The sequence below is a fragment of the Mesobacillus jeotgali genome, from assembly GCF_900166585.1.
In the GTDB taxonomy this organism is placed as follows: Bacteria; Bacillota; Bacilli; order Bacillales; family Cytobacillaceae; genus Mesobacillus; species Mesobacillus jeotgali_A.
Window position 1 is genome coordinate 1,789,894 of the sequence record NZ_FVZC01000009.1, and the last position, 20,832, is coordinate 1,810,725.

The following is a 20,832-nucleotide window of genomic DNA, read 5'->3' on the forward strand; positions in this document are numbered from 1 at the left end:
CGAAATGATCAAATGGAAAAGGCACTAATATAAAAAACAACAGGTGAACCTGTTGTTTGGGAGAATTAGTGGCTTTATATCTTTTATTTTGTTTTCCCGATTGCCACACGCCATGTTTCCGGACCTTCCTCGAGATACTCCCATGAAAAAATTTCTGGCCTTTCCATCATGAATTGATGGTGAAGCGGTCTTGGGTCATGATCATTGACAATTTGCATGAAATCTCCCGGATTCAGTGAATCAAAGTTTTGGAATATAGCAGGATGCTTTTCCCTTGGTGCATAATCAGGAACATTGATAATTACGTTGAAAGTCATTTCCCTCTCTCCTTTAAATCTATTTTTTTCTTTACACCTAAATTATAAAGCCGCTTCTTCCCCCCTGTTGTGAACCCGGTCACTGTTCTACTATCACTTCTTTCATTGAATTACAGAATGAATATCCTCTGGTAAAAAAGGAACTTCGGGTAAAAGCAAGAATTATTTAATTAGGAGGGATATATACATGAAAGAGCTGGTAGGATCTTGTGATAAATGCGGAAAAGAAATTTTTTGCTTGGATGGCTTTTTAAATGGATTACATGACAATGGGAAATTGCTATGTTTTGAATGTGAAAAAGTCACTCAACAAGACTCATAGTTAAAACCGCAAAGCATTGTTGCTTTGCGGTTTGTTCGTTTATTCCTCTTCTACTGCCAAGTCTTTAACGGGCAGCTGCTCCTCTTCCTTGTGGGTTACTTTTCTCAGATTGAAGAGTGCCTTAATGCTGAAGACTGCCAGGGCAGCGACACCTATCAAGAAAATCGTGTCCGGAATAGCCCTTAAGGTCAGAAGCTTTTCGACCGGCTCCTGCTGTAAAAATTCAGCGGAACGTGAAGCTGCATATCCATTGAAGAAAGCTTCTTTAATTTGAAGGTAGCCAACCGGCAGCAAGGACAGAAATACCATGCCAGCCAAACCGGCGTTCAGCATGATGACGATGAATTTGACCCATCTATCACTCCACTTTTCAGGCTCGACGATATTACGAAGTGAATAGATCAATACTGCCCCGGCAAACATGCCATACACGCCCATCATTGAAGCGTGGCCATGTGTTGGAGTGAGAAACTGTCCGTGCTCAAAGAAGCTGACAGCGGGCAGGTTAATCAGGAAGCCCAATACACCAGCTCCCACAAGATTCCAGATTGCAACAGAAATCAAGAACCAGAATGTACCTTTATAAGGGAAATCGACTCCGCCGTCCCGCATCATTTTATATTGCTCATATGCTTCTAAAATCAACAGAGTCAATGGGATGACTTCAAGTGCCGAGAATACTGCTCCCAATGCGATCCAAACCTCAGCTGATCCGTTGTAGTAGTAGTGGTGGCCAATCCCGATGACACCCGCTCCCATTAGAAGGATCAACTGGAAATACAATGCTTTTACGGTCGATTTCTTTGTCACCAGATTCATTTGTACCATCAAGAACCCAATGACCACAACAGCGAATACTTCAAAAATCCCTTCCACCCAAAGATGGATAATCCACCAGCGCCAATAGTCGGCAAATGTATAATGTGTACCAGGATTGATCATGAAAGCGAAGAAGTAAAATGCTGGTACTGCAATAGCTGAATAGAATAACAGGTGAATCAAACCGCCTTTATCAGACTCCCTCTTCAATCCGCTTCTGATGCCTCGGAATACGATGAATAACCAGATCAGCATGCCGACCGCGAGTATGAATTGCCATATGCGTCCCAGTTCGAGATATTCCCAGCCCTGATGACCAAGGAGGAACCAATTGTTGCCCAGGTAACCGTTGGCACCAAGCCATTGGCCAATCATGCTGCCAGCGACAAGGACTACTAATGCCCAGAACAAAATATCTACCAGTAATCCCTGGCGTTTCGGCTCATGACCTCCTACAAGAGGGGCCACGAATATACCCATTCCAAGCCAGGCTGTCGCAATCCAGAAGATTGCAAGCTGCAAATGGAAGCCTTTCGTGATGTTAAACGGCAGAATGTCATGAATCCATTTGATTCCGAAGAAACTGTCAGGCTCAATATAATAGTGTGCCAACAACGCTCCAAACATTGATTGTATAAAGAACAAAACGGATACAATTGCAAAATACTTGGCTGTTTTCTTCTGCGAAGAAGTCAGGGGCAGCTTTTTCAAATCGATTTTAGGGAAGTTGTCCCCGGTATAGGCCTCTTTCATACCGAGATGATAGCGATAGAAGACAAACAGGATTAAGCCCACAAACAAAATCAATATCGTTACGCTGGCTCCGCTCCACCATACTGCTGAGAAGGACATTGTGTTTCCTGCGTCCTCATAATATGGCCAGTTATTTGTATATGTGATTTTATCATCAGGTCTTTGCGTACTCGATAACCATGCAGTCCAGAAAAAGAAATCAGAAATTTGTTCAATCTGGTCACCTTTTGCTACCCACGCACGCTTGCCATCCGGCATGTGTTTTTCCTGGATCAATCCTGACTTAAGGCCCCAATCGTCGCCCTCTGTGAAAATAGTATGATAGAACTCCCTTATCTTTTGGTGACCAAAGACTTGCGCATCTGTGAGCACCAGTTTATCTTTATCGGAATCATAGTGATTCTCGCGCATTTCCTTCAATACTCTATCCCGAATGATCGTTTGGTCATCCTTGTTTAAATCTTTGAAGTCCTTTTTAAAATCTTCCTGAGACCTAAAATCCTGCATTCCTTCCGTGTAAATTTTTAGTGCCTCTGCAGTATAGTCAGGCCCCATATAGGAGCCGTGTCCCAGGACTGTACCATAATCCATCAGGCCATATTTCTGGAATACCGCCTGGCCGCCAACAATGCTTTCCTTCGTTAAAATAAGTTCGCCCTTCTCGCTTATGACTTCAAGCGGTCTAGGAGCCATCTCCTTAAAAATCCAGTAGCCTCCTGTCAGAAGTACTGTAAAGCTTAATAATAATGTAATAATAAGTACGGATTTCAGCAGTGAATTTCGATTTTTTTTGACCACTGCCTTTGTGGATGTTCCTTGCTGGATCTCCATCCTCCCTGCAACCCCTTCCTAATTTGATTTGCTAGTTAAGCATAAAACCGATTGACCAGAGAGTTTGTGAACTTCCTCATTTAACAGGTGTGATATTTCCCACAGCAAGGAGAATTATTTTCAAAAAATCTTCAAATTATGATTCAGGTCACTTAGCGCTCGAGGAACTGTTGATAGAATTTATTGTAGAAACATAAACCGATATAAGGAGCAGAATGCTATGCATATATCCCAAATCAGGCAGCAACTAAAGGAAGTCCCCATTTTCAAGGAATTATCCACTGAAGAGCTTGACCCGATTGTTGAAATTGCCCAGCCGCGATTCTTTAAAAATAAAATGTATGCTTTTATGCAGGGAGACGCGCTTGACCGGGTTTTCTTCATCCACTCTGGTAAGGTGAAAATCTATAAAACCGATTCCTCAGGGAGGGAACAAATCGTTTCAGTTCTGGAGACAGGTGAGATGTTCCCGCATGCCGGCTTCTTTAGAAAAGGCCAATACCCTGCACACGCCGAAATGATGGAAGACACACAGATGATTGTCGTCCCGATTTCCAAATTTGAAGAAATCCTGGTAGCCTACCCAGAGCTCTCCATCAAGTTATTCAGGGTCCTTGGTGAGAAAATCATCGATTTGCAAGCTCGCCTTGAAGAACAAATTCTTCATAATACGTACGAGCAAATCATCATGCTCCTGCTTCGCCTTTGCAAAACAAATGGCGAAAAACGGGATCAAGGGTTTAAGCTGTCCACCCAATTCACCAATAAAGAATTCGCTAACATGATAGGCACTTCCCGTGAAACCGTCAGCCGGACCATCAATTATCTCAAGAAAAAACAATATTTAAATGTCGATTCGGATGGCTGTTATTTGATCGACCATGAAAAATTGCATCAGGAGTTATTTTGATTCCCAATTATCCACACTCAGTGATGCACGTCACGGAAAAATCGATTGAAAATCATTATCATTAACTTTAGAACAAACAGAACAAAGGAGATGAATCGAATGGAACAAAAAACGATTGAACTGGATGTCAGAGAAGATATCAATAACAAGCTTGAGCCTTTCCAGAAAATCATGGAGGCGATTGGAGAGTTGAAATTGCATGACGTGCTCGTGCTGCATGCCCCCTTCAAGCCTGTCCCTCTTTACGGAGTTTTAAAGGCCAAAGGCTTTGAACACGAGGTTGAAAAAATAGAGGCAAAACACTATAAAATCACTTTTACCAAAATGGGAGGGAAATAAGATGATTCTTGATAATAGAGGGCTTGAACCGCCGCAGCCGATGATGAGAACTCTGGCAGCACTTGAGGAGCTTGATGAGGGCCAGAATCTGATCATCATCAATGACCGCAGGCCGATGTTTTTGTTTGAGCAGCTGGATGAACTGGGTTATCTGTTTTTGACAGAACAACAGGAAGACGGAAGCTATCGTGTGACAATTTCCCGAAAAGCGGGGTGATAGGAATGTTTCAGCAAAGCAGCAACGAAACAAACATTAAGCTGCCTTTTTCATTCATCGCTTTCAGCATGCTAGCGTTGATTTCATCCCAGCTGCTGATCCTGCTGAACGGGGATGTATTCATTACAGGTATATTCCGTCTGCCGGCTATCTGGTCTGCAGCCCATTTATTCGCTCTAGGCTGGGCATTGATGGTTGCGATGGGAGCTATGTACCAGCTGGTGCCAGTCGCATTCCTGACTCCTATTTGGAGTGAAAAGTTCGGCTTCTGGCAGTTTGCCGTCACATCAATTGGAATTCTAACATTTGCTACGGCGCTTTATCTTCGTCCACAGAATGCTCTGATTCCTGGAATATTGACGTTAATAGGCATCCTGATGTTCCTTTTTCAAATGTTCATGACGCTGAAAAGCCAGGCAAAACCGACCATACTCACTTTGTTTGTCGGCAGCGCATTATTGTCACTCCTGCTGACCATAAGCCTGGGTATCACGCTCGTGTTAAGCATAAAAACTGGCTTCGCATCTGATTATTACCAGGCTATTTTCAAGACGCATATACTCCTCGGTACAGTCGGGTGGTTCTCACTGCTGATTTTCGGCTTCTCATATAAAATGGTACCCATGTTTTCACTTTCACATGGGTATACCATGAAACCGGCAGCATATGTGTTCGCAGTTTATTTTACCGGTATTATATTGCTGATTTCCTCATTCATTAAAGACAGCCATTTGCTAGAAACCCTGGGGACTTTCATGCTATTGGCTGGATTCACGGTTTTCATGTGGCATGTCAAAATAATTATCGATAAGCGTGTGAAAAAGAAGCTGGACCGTCCTTTTATGTTCGCCTTATTCGCGATTGTCTGCGGTGCTGCCATTCACCTGGCCGCTTTTGCAGCAAGTTCTGTAAACCTTCTCACGAAATTGGCGGGACCCATTTTATTATTGTACTTGATCGCCTGGATTGCTTTTAGCATCATCGGTTACTTGTATAAGATCGTTCCATTCCTATGGTGGACGCATAAATACAGCAAGGAAATCGGCAAAAAACAGGTACCTGCCTTAAAAGATATGATGGATGAAAAACTGGCACTACCCTTGTTCATGCTATTCACGGGCGGAACATTGCTTCTAATTCTATCCTTGTTTTTCAAATTCCTGGCGATTTTCTATATCGGCCAGTGCCTGATTTTGACTGCAGCGCTTCTGTTCGGCTACGTCATCATAAAAGTGTTAACACTCTAAGGAGGAAATCAATATGACAGACTTAAAAAATAAAATCAGAGAAGCTTTGAAGACAGTGTATGATCCTGAACTAAATATTAATGTCGTCGATTTAGGTCTAATCTATGATATTGAAATACCTGAACACCGAAAGGCAAGAATTTTAATGACATTAACTACCCCAGGCTGCCCTCTTCATGACAGCATTGCGGGCGGCATTAAATATTGTGTGCAGGGTATGGATGAAATTGATCAAGCAGACGTTGAGCTGACCTGGGAGCCTGCCTGGACACCTGACAGGATGACAGAGGATGGAAAAAGACAGCTGCAGGGATAATAATTTGGGCAATAAAAGAAACGCTTGATCTCAAGCGTTTCTTTACTTTTTATTTAGGATTTGAAAGGCCAAATGACAATGCTTGACGGAAATTGTTTTCTGCTTCCTGCATTTCAGCCATCTGAACATCGTCAGACTGGAACTCATTACGCAAAGCCTCAGTACTAGAAGTAAGTGCTTTTGAAATACGCTGGAAATCAATAAATGAATAATTCATTGCCATCCCTCCATTCTGTGCAAATATGGATTTATTGTATTCATAAAAGCCTTCGATTATTCTAATAAAATTTCCAAAAGGCAGGATTTACTCGATAGCTTTAATAAAAAAATCCTCCTGCTATATAGCAGGAGGTTAGGATTCGTACCTGTTTTATTTACTGCAATCAATTATCTTCTTTGTTAACCCGCGGAGGTCGTTTGCCCCAGTACTGGTAGTAGTCGGTACGGATAAAGCCGTTGAACAGCTTACGTTTCTTTGTAGCAGGCTTTCCGTAAACTTGTTCAAAATTCTCATTTGAAGTCAGCATATAAATGGACCAGGTATCAAGAGGAGCGAATGCCTTCCCCATTTGACTGTACATTTCTTCGACTGCTTTCTTATCACCAAGGCGTTCGCCGTATGGAGGGTTTCCCACTATTACGCCGTATTCCTTTTTAGTCGTAAAATCCTGTACTCTCATTTGCTTAAAGGAAATCAAATCACCAAGACCTGCTTCAAAAGCATTTTCCTCAGCAATCTTAACCATCCTGTGATCTATATCCATCCCGCTGATATCCAGCGGCTGGTCATATTTTGCAAGGTCTTCTGCTTCCACCCTGACTTCATCCCAGATGGATTCAGGAATAATCCCCCAGCCTTCGGAAACAAACTCCCGATTGAAGCCAGGTGCGATATTCTGGCCAATCAACGACGCTTCAATAGGGATGGTTCCAGATCCACAGAATGGATCAACAAATGGCTTGTCCGGATTCCAGTTTGTAAGCATGATCAGGGCTGCAGCCAATGTTTCCTTCAACGGAGCTTCCCCCTGGCCAGTTCTGTATCCGCGCTTGTGCAGACCGCTGCCGCTTGTATCGATTGTTAATGTAACAACATCTTTAAGCAGAGCCACCTCAATTTTGAATAAAGGGCCGTTTTCTTCAAACCAGCCAGTTTTTTTATAAGATGTTCTCAAACGTTCAACTACAGCTTTTTTCACAATTGCCTGGCAGTCGGAGACGCTGAATAGCTTTGATTTAACGGATTTGCCGGAAACAGGGAATTCAGCATTCTCCGGTAAAAATGCCTCCCACGGCAGTGCCTTCGTTTTTTCAAAGAGTTCGTCAAATGTATAAGCCTTAAATTCGCCAATTTTAATTTTCACCCTGTCGGCAGTACGGAGCCACATATTGCTTCTTGCGATTGCGCGAGCATCTCCTTTATAGACGATCTTCCCGTTATCCACCTGGCAATCATATCCCAGGTCGCGAACTTCCTTGGCAACAATTGCTTCAAGACCCATTGCTGAGGTTGCTATTATATCGAAATTTTTCATCATATCACCCTTTATGTATCAATATACTTATCCCAATATTAAATTGCCCAATAACTTTTAATATACATAAAAAAAGCTCTCCTGGCAAAAGGAGAGCTTTAATAAACACTCATACAAACCCATTAATAACGTTCTGTAAGCCATGTTTTGTACCATCGTACTGCAAACGACCAAAAGTCTCGTACTCCGGCGGTAATCATCTATCTACAGATGATGAATCATCTGTCCTTCCCTTCGTTCAGTTCCTTCAGGAAGGTGCCCCTACCATCGTTTGGGTTTCTCGCTCGTGGGGTTTACCTCGTTCCACCCTCCCAATTTCTTGGAAGGCTCCGTCACTGTGGCACTTTTATAGGTATTCATGCCATATCGTTGCCGACTTAGGCATTTTCCCTGCCGTCAGCCAAGCGTGAGCCTGACTGCCCTGGCTTATGAATTGGCCAGGCACGAACACTACAGGCATCTCAGCCTGTGCGAGCATGGACTTTCCTCTGCAGCAGAACTGCAGCGATTACCCGAACGTTATTAACAGCTACAAAAATTATTATATGTAAGTTCAGCCCAAAAAGCAATGGTAATACATTTCAAGAACTAGCAGGATCTGGATTAATCGTAAAGTTTATCTCCAAACACATGCTTTTCTAGATTAGACAATCTCTTCAGGATGTCAAAATTCGTTGTGCCTGCTGCCTGTGTACTCGGGCGGCGTGATGCCTCATCAAGCTGTTTCTTCAGGCGAAGATTGTCCTGCTGCAGCTCTTCAATCTCCTGTTGCATGAATTCATAATCCTTAATGATCATGTCAAGAAACTTATCTACATCCTCTGGCTTATAACCTCGCATTGCTGTTTTAAATTCTTTTTCTAAAATATCTTTAGCAGTTAACTGTATTTTATCGGATAGCATTCTATTCACCTCAATATACCCCTATCTTCACACTTATTTTTTCAAAAACATGGGGATTTGTCAATTTTTCTTTCCTTAAGCTAATTTCGTCTACTCTGTTCCTTTCACAACTATAGGAAAAAACCAGCTTTTTTTATTCATACTTTCGCAAAAACAGCTAAAAAGACTCATGAAAAGAGCACGAAACTTCAGGATTTGTTTTTTGATAACTATCGGCAAATAAGAAAACAGCATCAAATCATGCTAAAAGCCCTGTTGTCTTAATTGCTCTTCTTCTACGATCATTTGTAAATCATACAAAGTGATCAAATGTGTATCATAAGTATGTGATTCCTGATATTTTTTTGCAGTCTCATAAATGAATTTGGGACTGCCCTCTTTTTCAGGGTCATATAGCAAAACCAATACATCACTTTTCTCAACAAAAAATTGGTTTTTCAGCCTGAATTGCCAAGGGTTTTCGTAAGGTTTTCTTGTGATGGCATCAACGTGATCAGCTCCTGCCAGCACAGACTCATACCACTCTTTATTGGCTTCTTTCCATGTTTCCTCCTGATTAAGGAAAGGCGTGAATACCGACAGTTTCAGGTCTGGATATTCTTCCTGAAGTTCAAGTACAGCCTCACCAGCCCATAGTTCGACACCAAGCTGGCCGCTGATCATCACCCATTCAAGACCATCATCTATCATTGGCAATAAGGTTTTTTTTATTGCTGTTTTTATGTATTCAGCTGCAGGATGGTTCTTCTGGAATATGCCAAGCTCAAAAGGTTTATACCCTGATATCGCAGCTATTTTAACCATGGTATCTCCTTTAGAATGTTTTTTGTCAATTCTACATTTGAAGTTATTCCCTATAAACGGTATATATAACACCATTTTCAATCTTAAAAAAACAAGGGCCCTTAAGCCCTTGTTGCAGTCACTTTATCGACCAAATCCCATACCTGGGCCATATCCCATTCCAGGGCCAGGGCCATATCCATAGCCCATTGGACCGCCAAATCCCGGGCGCGGTCTAGGACCAACTGGAGCTACTCCTCCTGGTACCGGACCAGGTCCGCCATAGTGATTTTGGTGTGTTACCTGGTTCACTGTAGATTGGGTATGAGGGAAGTAATGGACATGATCGTAGTTGATGTGATTTACGTTAGTTGTATGTGATGGATGAACATGCGGAACCACATTGTTCACAAAATTATGGTTCACACAGCATTTAGTAGGATGAACTACTGTTGGCAAAACATTAGTTGGCTTGCAGTGCATAGTGCATAACTCCTTTCCTTTAGACTTATTCTTTACATTAATAGCCTATGAAGAAGTCATGCGTCTTGTACTAATGAAAACACCTATTTTTTCAAGTTTTCTTCATGCACACCCGCCTATGAATCTCTTAAAGGAACGTGTAGAAGTTGTCCTTCAGACCGCTGAAGATAACAGCTATAAGAGTAATTACAACAAAATAGAGAACTAAAACCGCTTTATACATCTTACCAGCCCCGTAAAATTATATTGATTTTTAACACCATACAATTTTACATTTTACAATGTCTAAACCATTCCTACAACAGGATATTACAGGTTTTGCGCTATTAAATGTTAAAATTTTGTTACAAATAAAGATTTCCTGACGAAACTTGTTAAAACGCTCTTATTTTGCCGAATTTTGCGCTTGCCCGGGAAATGCTTTCCGGGAAATTCTCTGTATCCTTTTTTCGAGCTCCTGTTTAAAAATCATGTCTTTTTTTGTTGCCAGCTTCTCTCCAGGAATATGCTCCTCAGCAAGCCGGCAATACTTAAGTGCCAGTTCAAAATTCTTTTCACGATGTTCAAAATGCTTGGCCAACTCCACACATGCTTCTTTTTTTTGCTTGATGCTTCCCTTCTCAGCACTCTCTTTCCATAGTAATGCAGCATCGTCCCATTCTTGCTGCTTTTTATGCTCGAAAGCAAGTGCGTGCTTTGCTGAGACTTCCTGCTCGCTTTTACCATCAATTATACCAGTAAAGGCCTGCTTTGCTTTGGCGGTATCACCAAGATAGGAAAACCAGCGTCCAACCTCATAAGTTTCCTGTGCGGTCTGGAATCGGTCATACCCAAGTATCTGGAAAGTTAAGTGTGTATAAAGTGTCAATAATGACAGGATATCCGTTTCGTTGTGCCTGATGACACCCAGCAATCCTTCCGGGTCTTTCCTTTCCAGAAAGTCGAAGTAGATCATGGGTGCCAGGAAGCCGGGTATATCATCTTTCCGCTCAAGACCTAATACTTCCTGTTCGACTATACTAAGTTTCATTCGTTCAATCTTATGCTTCCACATTCTCCTTGCAGCATGATACAAATCAAAATGACCAAAGGAAGGCAGCTTTGGGACATGGTCACGGACAAGGGTATGCCTTGTTTTAACTTGAGGCCAGTCAAACGCCTTCCCGTTGTATGTAACCAGTGTAGTATAATCTGCATTTTCCAAGAAGCTCTGGTAAAGAGCGACTTCTGCCCCCGGACTAGGCAGGATGTGCTGTATAAGCTTTACTGAATCCTCTGAGACACTCGCATGGCCAAGCAAGAAAATCGTATTCCCTGCCCCGCCGCCAAGTCCCGTAGTTTCTGTGTCAAAAAACACCAAATCGGCCGCGCTATGACCAAAAGCAGATAGTGGGTGCTTTGTCTGTTCCTGATTCCACATGGAGACAGCCTTAAGCAGGTCACTGAACTGGTAATGCCCATGCTTATGGTCCAGCGGATAAACGACTTCCCTTACAAGGCAGTATTGGCCATCAAAATAGAAGGGGGAAACATGCTCTTTTTCCCATACGTCGAAAAACGGAATTTCTGGTTCAGCTTTTTCGTTAACCGGTTCTGATTCCGGAATGATATTTTTGACTTCCACTAGTTCCTTTATCTCAAGCCCACTCTTAATGTGCGGCTTCAGCCTGTTCAGTTTATTCTTTAAACTCATTTTCCCCCTCCTTCCTATACTGCCGTTTTTAAAAATAGATTCAATATTTTCACAACATCTTTTTTTGAGTGGATAGATGTTGTATCGGTCCCTATACATGATGGACAGCCATCTGAACACTGACAATTTAGGACCATTTGTTTCGTCTGGTTCAGAATGTCCTCAATGCCAGAATAGATTTTTTCGCTCAGGCCTATTCCACCAGGATAGCGATCGTAAAAGAAAATCGTTGGTTTTTCATTATGCGCTGCCTTCACCTGCGGAACTACATGGACATCAGAGGGATCGCACATCACAAATAATGGCGCGATATGCTTCAATGCCTGCGATGTACCGATCAATCCTTCCTCCAGACGGTCATCACTGAATTCTGACAGTTCCTTATTTAGAGATATCCATGCGGAGCTAGTGTGCAACTCCTCTTCTGGAAGATATATCGGGCCTGACCCGATATTTTCATGAGTCTCAAATCTGATTTTCTTAAAGATGGTAGCCATTGCCCTTACGCTTACATCACCATAGCCAATTTCTGTCTCGTCATTACCCCTGTGCTTGTCTTCTTCAAGTACACTGAGCTGGACGGCAAGATTGGCATCAGTAAAATAATCGACATCTACTTCACGGACGAACGCCTTCTTTTCTTCCCAATCAAGCTTTTCTACCTGGTATTGAATACCCTGGTGCAGATAAATCGCTTCTTCATGCAATAGGGTCATTGCTGAAAAAGTATCCATTTCACCAATTACCCGGACATTTGCGACATCTGATTGGTCGATAATCACGACATTTTCCTGAGATGCCGACCGAAGACTGATATTATGGGCCGGGAAAGCATCATTCATCCAGAACCATTTTTCGCCGTTTTGGTGAAGAATCCGCTCTTCCGTTAAATATTCAAGAATTTCTTCAATTTCTGCTGCCCCGAAAGTGTCCCCCTTTTTAAAAGGCAATTCATACGAAGCACATTTGATATGGTCGATCAGGATGATCAAATTGTCAGGATTGATTCTGGCTGTTTCCGGACTGCGATTGAAAAAGTAATCCGGATTTTGGATGACATATTGGTCCAGGGGGCTTGAGCTAGCCACCATGATCACCACGGATTCTCCGTGGCGCCTGCCGGCACGCCCTGCCTGCTGCCAGGCACTTGCGATCGTCCCCGGATATCCGTTCATGATGCATACCTGCAGCTGTCCGATATCTACACCTAATTCAAGGGCATTCGTGCTGACCACTCCATATATTTCGCCGGAACGCAGTCCTTTTTCAATTTCCCTTCTCTCAGTTGGAAGATATCCGCCTCTGTACCCTCTTATAGCTTTGGGCCCAAGCTTATGCTTGACCAGTTCCTGAAGATAGGTTAGTAAAATCTCCACCCTTACCCTGCTTCTTGCAAAGATGATGGTCTGGATCTTGTTTCTCAGGAATTCTCCCGCGAGCTTTCTGGTTTCAAGAGTCGCACTCCTGCGTACATTGAGCGGAATATTGACAACTGGCGGATTATAGAATAAAAAATGCTTCCGTCCGGAAGGGGCTCCATTATTGTCTATTAATACCATTTCTTTCTCGGTCAAACCTTCTGCCAGTTCAAGTGGATTGGCAATAGTTGCGGATGTACAGATAAAAACAGGGTCACTGCCATAATAACGGCAAATTCTTTTCAGTCTCCTGATGACATTTGCAACATGGCTGCCAAACACTCCTCTGTAAATATGCAGTTCATCGATTACAACATATTTCAGATTCTCAAAAAGAGATACCCACTTAGTATGATGCGGGAGAATCGCCGAGTGGAGCATGTCCGGATTGGTAATAACGATATGCCCTGCCCTCCTGACCTTCTGGCGTATATTAGATGGAGTGTCTCCGTCATATGTATAACTGTTGATTGACAGTTCTGCCTCCTGAATCAATTCATTTATTTCACTTTTTTGGTCCTGTGCCAGTGCTTTCGTAGGAAACATATAAAGAGCTCTCGCATTTGGATCATCAATGATGGATTGCAGTACCGGCAGATTATAGCATAGCGTTTTCCCTGAGGCTGTCGGTGTGACAGCAACAACGCTTTGCCCCTTCATGATTTGTTCGTAGGATGACCTCTGGTGTGTATACAACCGGGATATCCCACGCCTTTCCAGAGCACTTTTCAGGATTCCGCTTAAATCCTCTGGCATTTCTTCGGTCTGGGCTTCTTTTTCCTCAATTGTATGCCAGTGGACGATATTCTTCTTTACCGATTCACTAACCTTTAAGTCTTGCAAAATCTCTTGCATGCTTTTCCGGACTTTCATAACGTTCACCTCGTTATCCTTATTTTAGCGAATAAACGTTCGTTGCAAAAGAAAAATTATCATTAAACCAGGCTGCTAGATTTTGGCATTGCATTTATATCGAAGCTTCAATAGGAAATGCATATGTTTTTGAGCGTTCTTTTGCTAAAATGATAGAAGCGGACTATAGCTAATATAGAGGTGTTTCTTTTGGATAAAAATGAGATAAAAAAGGTCCTGGCTGGCTTTTCATTGTTCAGAGATCTGGAAGATGATGAACTTGACAAGATCGTAGATATATCGATTTCCCGGGAATGGAAGAAAAATAGCCATATTTTCATGCAGGGGGACCCTCTTGAAAATGTTTATTTCATCCATGAAGGAAAAGTGAAAATCTATAAAAGCGATGCCAGTGGCCGGGAGCAAATTGTCGCCATTCTTAAAAAGGGTGAAATGTTCCCGCATGTGGGCTTCTTCAGGAAAGGCGGCTATCCGGGATACTCAGAGGTATTAGAAAGGGCAAACCTTGTCGTTGTCCCGATTTCACAATTCGAAAAGGTCCTTGTTGAAAACCCCCACTTGAGCATAAAGGTGTTCAAGGTGCTTGGGGAGAAAATTGTCGACCTTCAGGAAAGACTCGAAGCCCAAATCCTTAACAATACCTACGAACAAATCATTAAGCTTCTAATCAGGCTTGGTGAACTTCACGGAGAACAGCATGAAGATGGCAAGGTTCTATTGAAGACGGATTTTACAAACAAAGACCTGGCCAATATGATTGGAACGACCAGGGAAACGGTCAGCAGGACGTTGACCAAAATGAAAAAAGATAACCTATTATCCACCGATTCAAATGGGAATATGATATTTGACCCTGATGTGTTACTGGACGAGCTTGTCTAGACCAGTCATGAACTTCCTAAAAATAGCAAACACCCGAAGCAAATTGCTCCGGGTGTTTATTTATTAGTTTGTTTTACTCATGCCCATCATTGTTTCCATGTCTTCCTTGGCTGTTGTGATTAACTTCAGGTTGAAGGTATCCTGAAGAACCTCCATCACACCTTCAGAAATGAATTCCGGCGGCTTTGGACCAATGCGGATATCCTGGATACCGAGGCTGAACAGTCCAAGCAGGATGGCTACCGCTTTTTGCTCAAACCATGACAGGACGATGCTTACTGGAAGTTCATTCACGCCACATTCAAAAGCATCAGCAAGTGCTTTGGCAATTTTCACTGTCGATACAGAGTTATTGCACTGCCCAAGATCCAGGTAACGTGGGATATTGGTTCCAGGAACCACTCCATAATCTACATCATTGAAGCGGAACTTTCCACATGAAGTAGTCAGGATGACTGCTTCTGGAGGGAGTGATGTTGCAAGCTCTCGATAGTATTCCCCGCCTTTTCCTGGTGCATCACACCCGGCAATGACAAAGAAGCGCTTGATTTTGCCTGACTTAACTGCCTCGATTACTTCAGGAGCGAGACCAATGACTGTTTCATGGTGAAAGCCTGTCACCAATGTTTCATCCGATTCCATGTTAGCTTCTGGAAGCTCTAATGCTCTTTCAATCAGGATGGAGAAATCCTCATTTTCAATTTTTCTTACATTTTCAAGCCCCGCCACTTCGTATGTAAACATACGGTCTGCATAGGAACCCTTGATTGGCATCACGCAGTTTGTCGTTGCCAGAATAGCGCCCGGGAATTTTTCGAACAGACGGCGCTGGTCAAACCATGCCTTACCGATGTTCCCTTTTAGGTGCGGATATTTTTTCAATGCTGGATAACCATGGGCTGGCAGCATTTCAGAGTGTGTGTAAATATTAATTCCTTTTCCTTCAGTTTGCTTCAATAATTCTTCAAGCGCGAACAGGTTGTGACCCGTTACTACGATTGCTTTACCTTCAATCTTATTCTGGCTGACCTTAACAGGCTGCGGAATGCCAAGGCGGCTTGTGTGGGCCTCATCAAGCATTTCCATAACACGTACTGCGGACTGGCCTACCTTCATTGCCATATCAATATGTTCCTGTACATTAAAGTTTGAATTAGTCAATGTCATATATAATGCTTCGTGTGTGGTGGCATCGACAAATGAATCCGTGAATCCAAGCTGATTTGCATGGGTTCTGTATGCTGCAATGCCTTTTAGTGCAAAAATGATTGTATCCTGGAGACTTGCAATCGTTTCATCTTTCCCGCATACACCAACAACTTTACATCCACCTGTCGGAGTTTGTTCGCATTGGTAACAAAACATATGTTTATTCCCCTTTTCGGCTTTATTTACTGTTTCAGCATAACTAGGTTGATGAATTGGTTAAGTGACCTAAATCACACTAAAGGCATTTTTCACAAAGTGTTCAAATATAAGGAGAAGCAATGAGCGGTGATTCTGCACAAAAATTATCTCACTTTGAACAGGGACATTCATCCTGACATATTCTGTTATAAGAATTTTTGCAGAGGAGGATGTATAACGATGGCAACCAACCATCCTGATCGCCCAAAAAGATATGAAACTCTTGAACAATGGTTTAAATCAATGAACCAGCTAATGCAGGAGAAGCCAGTTAAAGGTCTTTTGGAAAGTATTGATGATTTTTTCAGGCATCCGTTCCCCCATTCATCGTTAAATTTACGGGTACATGAAACAGTCAAGGAATATGTTGTCACAGCAGAATTGCCTGGAGTCAAAAGAGAAGAAATTTCGATTGATATCATTAACAACTCCCTGACAATACTTGTAAACAAAACACAAATGACTTCAGAAATCAACGAGATCGCAAAAACAGAGAAGCATATGGCGTCATCCAGACAATCTAGCCGGACAATACCATTTGCTCATCCCATCAACGAAAAAAGGGCTCAAGCTTCCTATCGTGATGGATTACTTGAAATAAGAATCGCCAAGAAACAAGGTAAGAAACTTGATATATTAATTGAGGAATAGGAAAGCAACAAGAACAAGCAGGCGGTAATCGCCTGCTTGTTTGTTTTAGACTTTGAACATTCCACCGAGTCCCTTCACAAGTGAGGAGACCTGGGTAACAGCATTCATCATCTGACCCGCTGTATCTACCATCTTATTAATATCTAGGTTTCCATCCTGGCTTTTAAACGAATTCATGATCGACTGCATGCCAGATGGCTGTTTTGGCATGAAAGCATGCTGCGGATAGGGGTTGAAGTTCTGGTAGTCAGCCTGCGGGTTATAGTACCCATAAATAGGGTCATCATCTGGCTGGAGCGGATTTTGAAAAAGCATTTTTGAATAGTTATCCTTGCTTTGAGCCATTGGATATGTTTGATTCCATTGAGGGTTGCCAGGAGCATAAGGATTCACAGGATATCCCTGCTGCGAATATTGGTTTTGCCAGTTCCCCGGCATTGCATTCCAATATGGTACGTTATATTGTTGAGGGAGCGGCTGCTGCCGGTTTACATATTGATTATTCCCGTTATACAGATAGGGGTTTTGACTGTATTGGAATTCCCATCCTTGTGGCTGATAGGCATTCGTCTTATTTCTGCGGCCAAACATGGCGAACATCCTCCTCCAATTTTTCATTACGATAGCATATGATAAAACCGCCCGATGGGTGATAAGAATGGAAAAGCCTTCCGGTTTTGTCTAACGATGAAAAATGTTGTCGGAAGTTTCAATTTTTGAAAAATAAATGACAATTCCCTTTTCATGATAATATTGATTCAAATGATGGAGGAGGATGAAAAATGAACGTTCACGAACTGAAGAATCTATTTGCCCAGACAAAAGAATACACTCCGGAACATGTAAATGAATTACTAGACTTCACTAAAAAGTCGTATATTCAAAATGAAATCACGATTCTGGAATACAGGAACCTTGTTCGTGAGCTGGAATTGCAAGGAGCTTTCATTCCCGAAGATCAGAAAGAACTAACCCTATAATAAACTTGAAGCACCATAATGCATAATCTGCCCCCACTCTTTGACGGACACGTCCTGTCAAGCAGGTGCAGTTCATGCAAAGGTGCTTCTTTATTTTTTGCTGCCTGTTTGCTTAAGAGCGAGAATTAAACTGCTCAGGATGAATTCCACGGATTGTATTTGGTCAAGGAATCTCTTCTTGCTCGTTTCCGGAAAAAACGCCTGGATAGAAATGACCTCCAAATAGTTCGCCGCCGTTTCAATCTGGTTCACATGAAGATTCTTCGGTTTATTCTGCTTCACCCACATCGAAGCTGATTCTCTCCAGGAATCCGTATTCACTTTTACTTCGTCAGCAAAGGGTTTTACCTCTCCATCAAAGTCTCCCCTTACTCCTTCTTGCTTTGAAAGCTGAAAACGCCTATGGGCAAATTTCAGTTTCTCAAGCAGCTTCTCAGACAATTCAATAAGGTTATGTTCTTGTTTCAATTTAATCACGCTTTCTCACGTTCTGTATTTTGTGATACTGCAGCTTAGCTACCGGTTTTTCCAGGTGACCTTTTTGTTACTGAACCTTTTTGGGCTGATAGATTGTTTCTATGTGACCTTTTCTCAGGCTCTGCTCCTTTTTGAGCTTATCGATCTTTCTATATCACCTTATTTTTATAACGGCCTCTGCCTTTATTTTGACTAGTCTCAAATTAACCAGATTTTTTCGTAACCAAAAAACACAAAAAAAGCAGCTTTCATGGAAAAAGCTACTCAATGCTGAATATATTCTATTATATTTTAAAAACTCATTTCAAGTTTTAAAGAAGCTGTTTCGTTTTTTGGTTTCATGGATTTTGGGAGTTCCCCTTCCATTTTGTCCAAAAGCATGTTGGTTTCTTCTATATGTGAGGCATGCACATTGTACATAGTTTCACGGATTTCCAACAAGGATTCCTGCAAGTTCATGTCAGTTTCTTCGAGGCAACAGGCCATTTCAGTCAATACCCCTAAAATTTCCTCTCTTTCAATTCCTGGTTTCATGTACATCTCTCCTAACTTAAGATTTATGATCTGGCAATATGAACCCGGGCGCAGGACAAAGAATTTATACAATGTTTCAAGTGTCTTGAACTGTAAATTCTCTACCTGGATGGAACTTCCTTCATGGTTGACAAAACTAGAAGAGATTCGCCAAACAAAGTGCATTTCAGCAGAGGTGAGAACAGTCTTCGACATAGACCCATCGAATGAAAAATAAACAAATGAACAAACTAAGATCGGGAGGTGTTCACATGAATAAAAAACAACGTAAAACTGCACAGGAGCCCAATAAAGCAGCAGAGAAGAAAACGGGATATGGTGACAAAAAACTTGAAGGACCAAACCGTCCGGCAGAGTGACGAACAAAAAGCAAGGACATCCCTTGCTTTTTTGTTTTTCCAAGTCATTCCGGAGCGAATAATTCTTTTACTGAGATTAAGGCATGCAGTTGTTTTTGTTTTTTCATGTACCATTTTGTCAGATGGATAGGATGTCTGTGTTTTGTCTCTGAATTGAACCACTCGCTGCGAAACTTCCGCTTCTTATACCAATCTCCCTGGTCACGGTAATGATGATGGATGATAGGGTACGCACATCGAAGGAATGGAGTATCCCTCTTCTTATAGTTCGGAAAGTATTTCTCGTAGTCATATCTTGAGGCAGTATGTTCTGTGTTCAAAGCAAATTCCAGAAACAATGGATAGTAATAAGGATCAAATAATATAGAGGCCAGCCGTTTTCCTAGGTTGATCCTTTTGCTTACAGATTTGAAACCATTCACGCTTGCCCCGTACAGCTCCCCTTCACAGGTAGGAAAGAGGACCGTACTAAAGTGAAGATGATCTTCAAAGGAGAACATGAAAGTATTGAAAACTCTTCTCCTATATACAGGCTCTCTGATTACCGGCTCATGGATAACATTTTGTTCGTTGATGATCAGTGCATTCAATAACCTTCTTTTATTTCCGTCCTCCCAAAACAGCCGCCATTCATTCTCCATAAATGTTGATACATCGAGGTATTTCAGCAAGTGAAACATCGGAGCGCTTTTTTTCGTCGAATAAGAGTATAAAAGGAGTTGAGAAAAAGCATCACGAAAAATCAGCCAATTTGCTCTTTCATATGTGAGGAATAATCGTTTGCGGATGTCAGGAGCAAGCATTTTTGTGAACCAGTCACCTTCCAGATCACACATGCTGTAGCCTCCGTTTCTTGATACCATGCTGGCTAGGAAGGACCAGATCATCTCTGGATATTCCAGATAGAAATCTAGATATGCTTGTGTTCGTGATATATTGTCCATGTTCTTTTGATCCGTTTCTTTCCTTATTTGCATAACAATCTCTGCTTCATGGTCAGGCAGCTGATAAATTTGAGGAATTTGGGTTATTGACACACCTTTTCTCTTCCTTTTCTATAGGTTCTTCTTAGAGTGAATTGAAATGAGGCTTTTTATTCAACCAAACGAAGCTGAAATTTGGTATGATATAGAGTAGTCTGCGAGGTGGTCAGCTTGATTTTCAATTATCCAAACGGAAAAAAATATATCCCTAACACTAACAATGAGCCGGCAAAAAGAAGCAAAAATCAAAAGAATGCCGCTTACAGCAATAGAGGGATGACATTAGAGGAGGACCTGAATGAAACAAACTCCTTTTATCTTGACCGGAACATTGCGGTAATCCATAAGAAGCCTACACCTGTTCAAATCGTCAATGTTGATTATCCGCGAAGGAGTGCTGCTGTCATAAAAGAGGCATACTTTAAACAAGCTTCTACAACAGACTATAACGGCGTTTATAAAGGAAAATATATTGATTTTGAAGCAAAGGAGACGAAGTTTTCAACATCTTTCCCATTAAAAAACTTTCATGAACACCAGATTATCCATATGAAAGCGGTACTTGAGCAAGGAGGAATATGTTTTGTCATCCTCCGTTTCTCGACCGAGGAGGAAATCTACCTGCTCGAAGCGAACCAATTGCTTACATTTTGGGAGAGAATGATTACCGGCGGAAGGAAGTCGATTACAAAAGAAGAAGTCATCCATTTCGGCCATAAAATCCCCCTTGGGCTTCATCCGAGGATTGACTATATCAGAGTTATCGATTATCTTTATAAACTTAGTTAGTTTTTCTATTG

The 20,832-nt window shown here is 42.0% G+C and carries 24 protein-coding genes and 1 other RNA gene; 10 read left to right on the top strand and 15 right to left on the bottom strand.

All coding sequences use genetic code 11. The features are described 5' to 3' along the window. Window positions 1-83: 83 nt before the first annotated feature. A complete protein-coding gene (locus B5X77_RS19050) occupies window positions 84-317 on the bottom strand; it encodes a DUF2249 domain-containing protein (RefSeq protein WP_079509500.1) in 234 nt (77 codons plus the stop codon). A 187-nt stretch (window positions 318-504) separates the two neighbouring features. On the opposite strand from B5X77_RS19050, the gene B5X77_RS23865 reads away from it, so the two are divergent. Further along, window positions 505-639, top strand: coding sequence for a hypothetical protein (locus B5X77_RS23865; protein WP_257391861.1), 135 nt, complete (start codon window positions 505-507; stop codon window positions 637-639). 39 nt (window positions 640-678) lie between these two features. Here B5X77_RS23865 and B5X77_RS19055 read toward each other — a convergent pair whose 3' ends face one another. Then, on the bottom strand, window positions 679-3,042 hold the full coding sequence (locus tag B5X77_RS19055) for a nitric-oxide reductase large subunit (RefSeq protein ID WP_079509501.1): 2,364 nt from the start codon (window positions 3,040-3,042) through the stop codon (window positions 679-681). A gap of 220 nt (window positions 3,043-3,262) precedes the next feature. On the opposite strand from B5X77_RS19055, the gene B5X77_RS19060 reads away from it, so the two are divergent. From B5X77_RS19060 to B5X77_RS19080, 5 genes are all read left to right on the top strand, one after another. Beyond that, on the top strand, window positions 3,263-3,952 hold the full coding sequence (locus B5X77_RS19060) for a Crp/Fnr family transcriptional regulator (RefSeq protein WP_079509502.1): 690 nt from the start codon (window positions 3,263-3,265) through the stop codon (window positions 3,950-3,952). Between the two features lie 99 nt (window positions 3,953-4,051). Further along, the gene (locus tag B5X77_RS19065; protein WP_139378391.1) at window positions 4,052-4,291 is read left to right on the top strand and encodes a DUF2249 domain-containing protein; all 240 of its coding nucleotides are present in this window, start codon (window positions 4,052-4,054) and stop codon (window positions 4,289-4,291) included. A 1-nt stretch (window position 4,292) separates the two neighbouring features. Then, window positions 4,293-4,508 carry a DUF2249 domain-containing protein gene (locus B5X77_RS19070; protein WP_079509503.1) on the top strand — a complete coding sequence of 72 codons (216 nt, stop codon included), beginning with the start codon at window positions 4,293-4,295 and terminating at the stop codon, window positions 4,506-4,508. Between the two features lie 5 nt (window positions 4,509-4,513). Next, window positions 4,514-5,755 carry a hypothetical protein gene (locus B5X77_RS19075; protein WP_079509504.1) on the top strand — a complete coding sequence of 414 codons (1,242 nt, stop codon included), beginning with the start codon at window positions 4,514-4,516 and terminating at the stop codon, window positions 5,753-5,755. A 13-nt stretch (window positions 5,756-5,768) separates the two neighbouring features. Beyond that, window positions 5,769-6,071 (top strand): metal-sulfur cluster assembly factor, encoded by a 303-nt coding sequence (locus B5X77_RS19080; protein ID WP_079509505.1) that lies wholly within the window; start codon window positions 5,769-5,771, stop codon window positions 6,069-6,071. A gap of 49 nt (window positions 6,072-6,120) precedes the next feature. Here B5X77_RS19080 and B5X77_RS23495 read toward each other — a convergent pair whose 3' ends face one another. From B5X77_RS23495 to B5X77_RS19115, 8 genes are all read right to left on the bottom strand, one after another. Then, the gene (locus B5X77_RS23495; protein ID WP_176167376.1) at window positions 6,121-6,288 is read right to left on the bottom strand and encodes a hypothetical protein; all 168 of its coding nucleotides are present in this window, start codon (window positions 6,286-6,288) and stop codon (window positions 6,121-6,123) included. 166 nt (window positions 6,289-6,454) lie between these two features. Beyond that, the gene (locus tag B5X77_RS19085) at window positions 6,455-7,606 is read right to left on the bottom strand and encodes a THUMP domain-containing class I SAM-dependent RNA methyltransferase (protein ID WP_079509506.1); all 1,152 of its coding nucleotides are present in this window, start codon (window positions 7,604-7,606) and stop codon (window positions 6,455-6,457) included. Window positions 7,607-7,737: 131 nt separating this feature from the next. After that, window positions 7,738-8,126, bottom strand: an RNA gene (gene rnpB, locus B5X77_RS19090) — RNase P RNA component class B. 83 nt (window positions 8,127-8,209) lie between these two features. Continuing rightward, window positions 8,210-8,509, bottom strand: coding sequence for a cell division regulator GpsB (gene gpsB / locus B5X77_RS19095; protein ID WP_079509507.1), 300 nt, complete (start codon window positions 8,507-8,509; stop codon window positions 8,210-8,212). Between the two features lie 243 nt (window positions 8,510-8,752). Beyond that, the gene (locus B5X77_RS19100; RefSeq protein ID WP_079509508.1) at window positions 8,753-9,313 is read right to left on the bottom strand and encodes an SLOG family protein; all 561 of its coding nucleotides are present in this window, start codon (window positions 9,311-9,313) and stop codon (window positions 8,753-8,755) included. A 123-nt stretch (window positions 9,314-9,436) separates the two neighbouring features. After that, the gene (locus B5X77_RS19105) at window positions 9,437-9,775 is read right to left on the bottom strand and encodes a CotD family spore coat protein (protein WP_079509509.1); all 339 of its coding nucleotides are present in this window, start codon (window positions 9,773-9,775) and stop codon (window positions 9,437-9,439) included. 385 nt (window positions 9,776-10,160) lie between these two features. Further along, window positions 10,161-11,468: a ribonuclease H-like domain-containing protein gene (locus tag B5X77_RS19110; protein ID WP_079509510.1), complete on the bottom strand. Its 1,308-nt coding sequence runs from the start codon at window positions 11,466-11,468 to the stop codon at window positions 10,161-10,163. Window positions 11,469-11,482: 14 nt separating this feature from the next. Continuing rightward, window positions 11,483-13,759 (bottom strand): DEAD/DEAH box helicase, encoded by a 2,277-nt coding sequence (locus B5X77_RS19115; protein ID WP_079509511.1) that lies wholly within the window; start codon window positions 13,757-13,759, stop codon window positions 11,483-11,485. A gap of 189 nt (window positions 13,760-13,948) precedes the next feature. Here B5X77_RS19115 and B5X77_RS19120 point away from each other — a divergent pair, with 189 nt between their 5' ends. Beyond that, window positions 13,949-14,641 carry a Crp/Fnr family transcriptional regulator gene (locus B5X77_RS19120; RefSeq protein ID WP_079509512.1) on the top strand — a complete coding sequence of 231 codons (693 nt, stop codon included), beginning with the start codon at window positions 13,949-13,951 and terminating at the stop codon, window positions 14,639-14,641. A 63-nt stretch (window positions 14,642-14,704) separates the two neighbouring features. Here the strand turns inward: B5X77_RS19120 and hcp are convergent, their stop codons facing one another. Further along, window positions 14,705-16,006 (bottom strand): hydroxylamine reductase, encoded by a 1,302-nt coding sequence (hcp, locus tag B5X77_RS19125; RefSeq protein WP_079509513.1) that lies wholly within the window; start codon window positions 16,004-16,006, stop codon window positions 14,705-14,707. Between the two features lie 222 nt (window positions 16,007-16,228). Here hcp and B5X77_RS19130 point away from each other — a divergent pair, with 222 nt between their 5' ends. After that, window positions 16,229-16,699: an Hsp20/alpha crystallin family protein gene (locus B5X77_RS19130; RefSeq protein ID WP_079509514.1), complete on the top strand. Its 471-nt coding sequence runs from the start codon at window positions 16,229-16,231 to the stop codon at window positions 16,697-16,699. A 45-nt stretch (window positions 16,700-16,744) separates the two neighbouring features. Here B5X77_RS19130 and B5X77_RS19135 read toward each other — a convergent pair whose 3' ends face one another. Then, window positions 16,745-17,290 (bottom strand): YppG family protein, encoded by a 546-nt coding sequence (locus B5X77_RS19135; RefSeq protein ID WP_079509515.1) that lies wholly within the window; start codon window positions 17,288-17,290, stop codon window positions 16,745-16,747. A gap of 191 nt (window positions 17,291-17,481) precedes the next feature. On the opposite strand from B5X77_RS19135, the gene B5X77_RS19140 reads away from it, so the two are divergent. Beyond that, window positions 17,482-17,679, top strand: a complete 198-nt coding sequence (locus tag B5X77_RS19140) for a YppF family protein (protein ID WP_079509516.1) — start codon at window positions 17,482-17,484, stop codon at window positions 17,677-17,679. Window positions 17,680-17,769: 90 nt separating this feature from the next. On the opposite strand, the gene B5X77_RS19145 is transcribed toward B5X77_RS19140, so the two are convergent. From B5X77_RS19145 to B5X77_RS19155, 3 genes are all read right to left on the bottom strand, one after another. Further along, the gene (locus B5X77_RS19145) at window positions 17,770-18,147 is read right to left on the bottom strand and encodes a YppE family protein (RefSeq protein WP_176167377.1); all 378 of its coding nucleotides are present in this window, start codon (window positions 18,145-18,147) and stop codon (window positions 17,770-17,772) included. A 300-nt stretch (window positions 18,148-18,447) separates the two neighbouring features. After that, the gene (locus B5X77_RS19150) at window positions 18,448-18,690 is read right to left on the bottom strand and encodes a hypothetical protein (protein ID WP_079509518.1); all 243 of its coding nucleotides are present in this window, start codon (window positions 18,688-18,690) and stop codon (window positions 18,448-18,450) included. A 403-nt stretch (window positions 18,691-19,093) separates the two neighbouring features. Further along, window positions 19,094-20,026: a DUF2515 domain-containing protein gene (locus tag B5X77_RS19155; protein WP_079510310.1), complete on the bottom strand. Its 933-nt coding sequence runs from the start codon at window positions 20,024-20,026 to the stop codon at window positions 19,094-19,096. 177 nt (window positions 20,027-20,203) lie between these two features. On the opposite strand from B5X77_RS19155, the gene recU reads away from it, so the two are divergent. Next, the gene (gene recU, locus B5X77_RS19160) at window positions 20,204-20,821 is read left to right on the top strand and encodes a Holliday junction resolvase RecU (protein ID WP_079509519.1); all 618 of its coding nucleotides are present in this window, start codon (window positions 20,204-20,206) and stop codon (window positions 20,819-20,821) included. The last annotated feature ends 11 nt before the right edge of the window (window positions 20,822-20,832 follow it).

Bases quoted from the DNA above. Each gene is read 5' to 3' on its own strand.
- B5X77_RS19050 (WP_079509500.1), bottom strand. From the start codon at position 317: ATGACTTTCAACGTAATTATCAATGTTCCTGATTATGCACCAAGGGAA.
- B5X77_RS23865 (WP_257391861.1), top strand. From the start codon at position 505: ATGAAAGAGCTGGTAGGATCTTGTGATAAATGCGGAAAAGAAATTTTT.
- B5X77_RS19055 (WP_079509501.1), bottom strand. From the start codon at position 3,042: ATGGAGATCCAGCAAGGAACATCCACAAAGGCAGTGGTCAAAAAAAAT.
- B5X77_RS19060 (WP_079509502.1), top strand. From the start codon at position 3,263: ATGCATATATCCCAAATCAGGCAGCAACTAAAGGAAGTCCCCATTTTC.
- B5X77_RS19065 (WP_139378391.1), top strand. From the start codon at position 4,052: ATGGAACAAAAAACGATTGAACTGGATGTCAGAGAAGATATCAATAAC.
- B5X77_RS19070 (WP_079509503.1), top strand. From the start codon at position 4,293: ATGATTCTTGATAATAGAGGGCTTGAACCGCCGCAGCCGATGATGAGA.
- B5X77_RS19075 (WP_079509504.1), top strand. From the start codon at position 4,514: ATGTTTCAGCAAAGCAGCAACGAAACAAACATTAAGCTGCCTTTTTCA.
- B5X77_RS19080 (WP_079509505.1), top strand. From the start codon at position 5,769: ATGACAGACTTAAAAAATAAAATCAGAGAAGCTTTGAAGACAGTGTAT.
- B5X77_RS23495 (WP_176167376.1), bottom strand. From the start codon at position 6,288: ATGAATTATTCATTTATTGATTTCCAGCGTATTTCAAAAGCACTTACT.
- B5X77_RS19085 (WP_079509506.1), bottom strand. From the start codon at position 7,606: ATGAAAAATTTCGATATAATAGCAACCTCAGCAATGGGTCTTGAAGCA.
- gpsB (WP_079509507.1), bottom strand. From the start codon at position 8,509: ATGCTATCCGATAAAATACAGTTAACTGCTAAAGATATTTTAGAAAAA.
- B5X77_RS19100 (WP_079509508.1), bottom strand. From the start codon at position 9,313: ATGGTTAAAATAGCTGCGATATCAGGGTATAAACCTTTTGAGCTTGGC.
- B5X77_RS19105 (WP_079509509.1), bottom strand. From the start codon at position 9,775: ATGCACTGCAAGCCAACTAATGTTTTGCCAACAGTAGTTCATCCTACT.
- B5X77_RS19110 (WP_079509510.1), bottom strand. From the start codon at position 11,468: ATGAGTTTAAAGAATAAACTGAACAGGCTGAAGCCGCACATTAAGAGT.
- B5X77_RS19115 (WP_079509511.1), bottom strand. From the start codon at position 13,759: ATGAAAGTCCGGAAAAGCATGCAAGAGATTTTGCAAGACTTAAAGGTT.
- hcp (WP_079509513.1), bottom strand. From the start codon at position 16,006: ATGTTTTGTTACCAATGCGAACAAACTCCGACAGGTGGATGTAAAGTT.
- B5X77_RS19130 (WP_079509514.1), top strand. From the start codon at position 16,229: ATGGCAACCAACCATCCTGATCGCCCAAAAAGATATGAAACTCTTGAA.
- B5X77_RS19135 (WP_079509515.1), bottom strand. From the start codon at position 17,290: ATGTTTGGCCGCAGAAATAAGACGAATGCCTATCAGCCACAAGGATGG.
- B5X77_RS19140 (WP_079509516.1), top strand. From the start codon at position 17,482: ATGAACGTTCACGAACTGAAGAATCTATTTGCCCAGACAAAAGAATAC.
- B5X77_RS19150 (WP_079509518.1), bottom strand. From the start codon at position 18,690: ATGAAACCAGGAATTGAAAGAGAGGAAATTTTAGGGGTATTGACTGAA.
- B5X77_RS19155 (WP_079510310.1), bottom strand. From the start codon at position 20,026: ATGCAAATAAGGAAAGAAACGGATCAAAAGAACATGGACAATATATCA.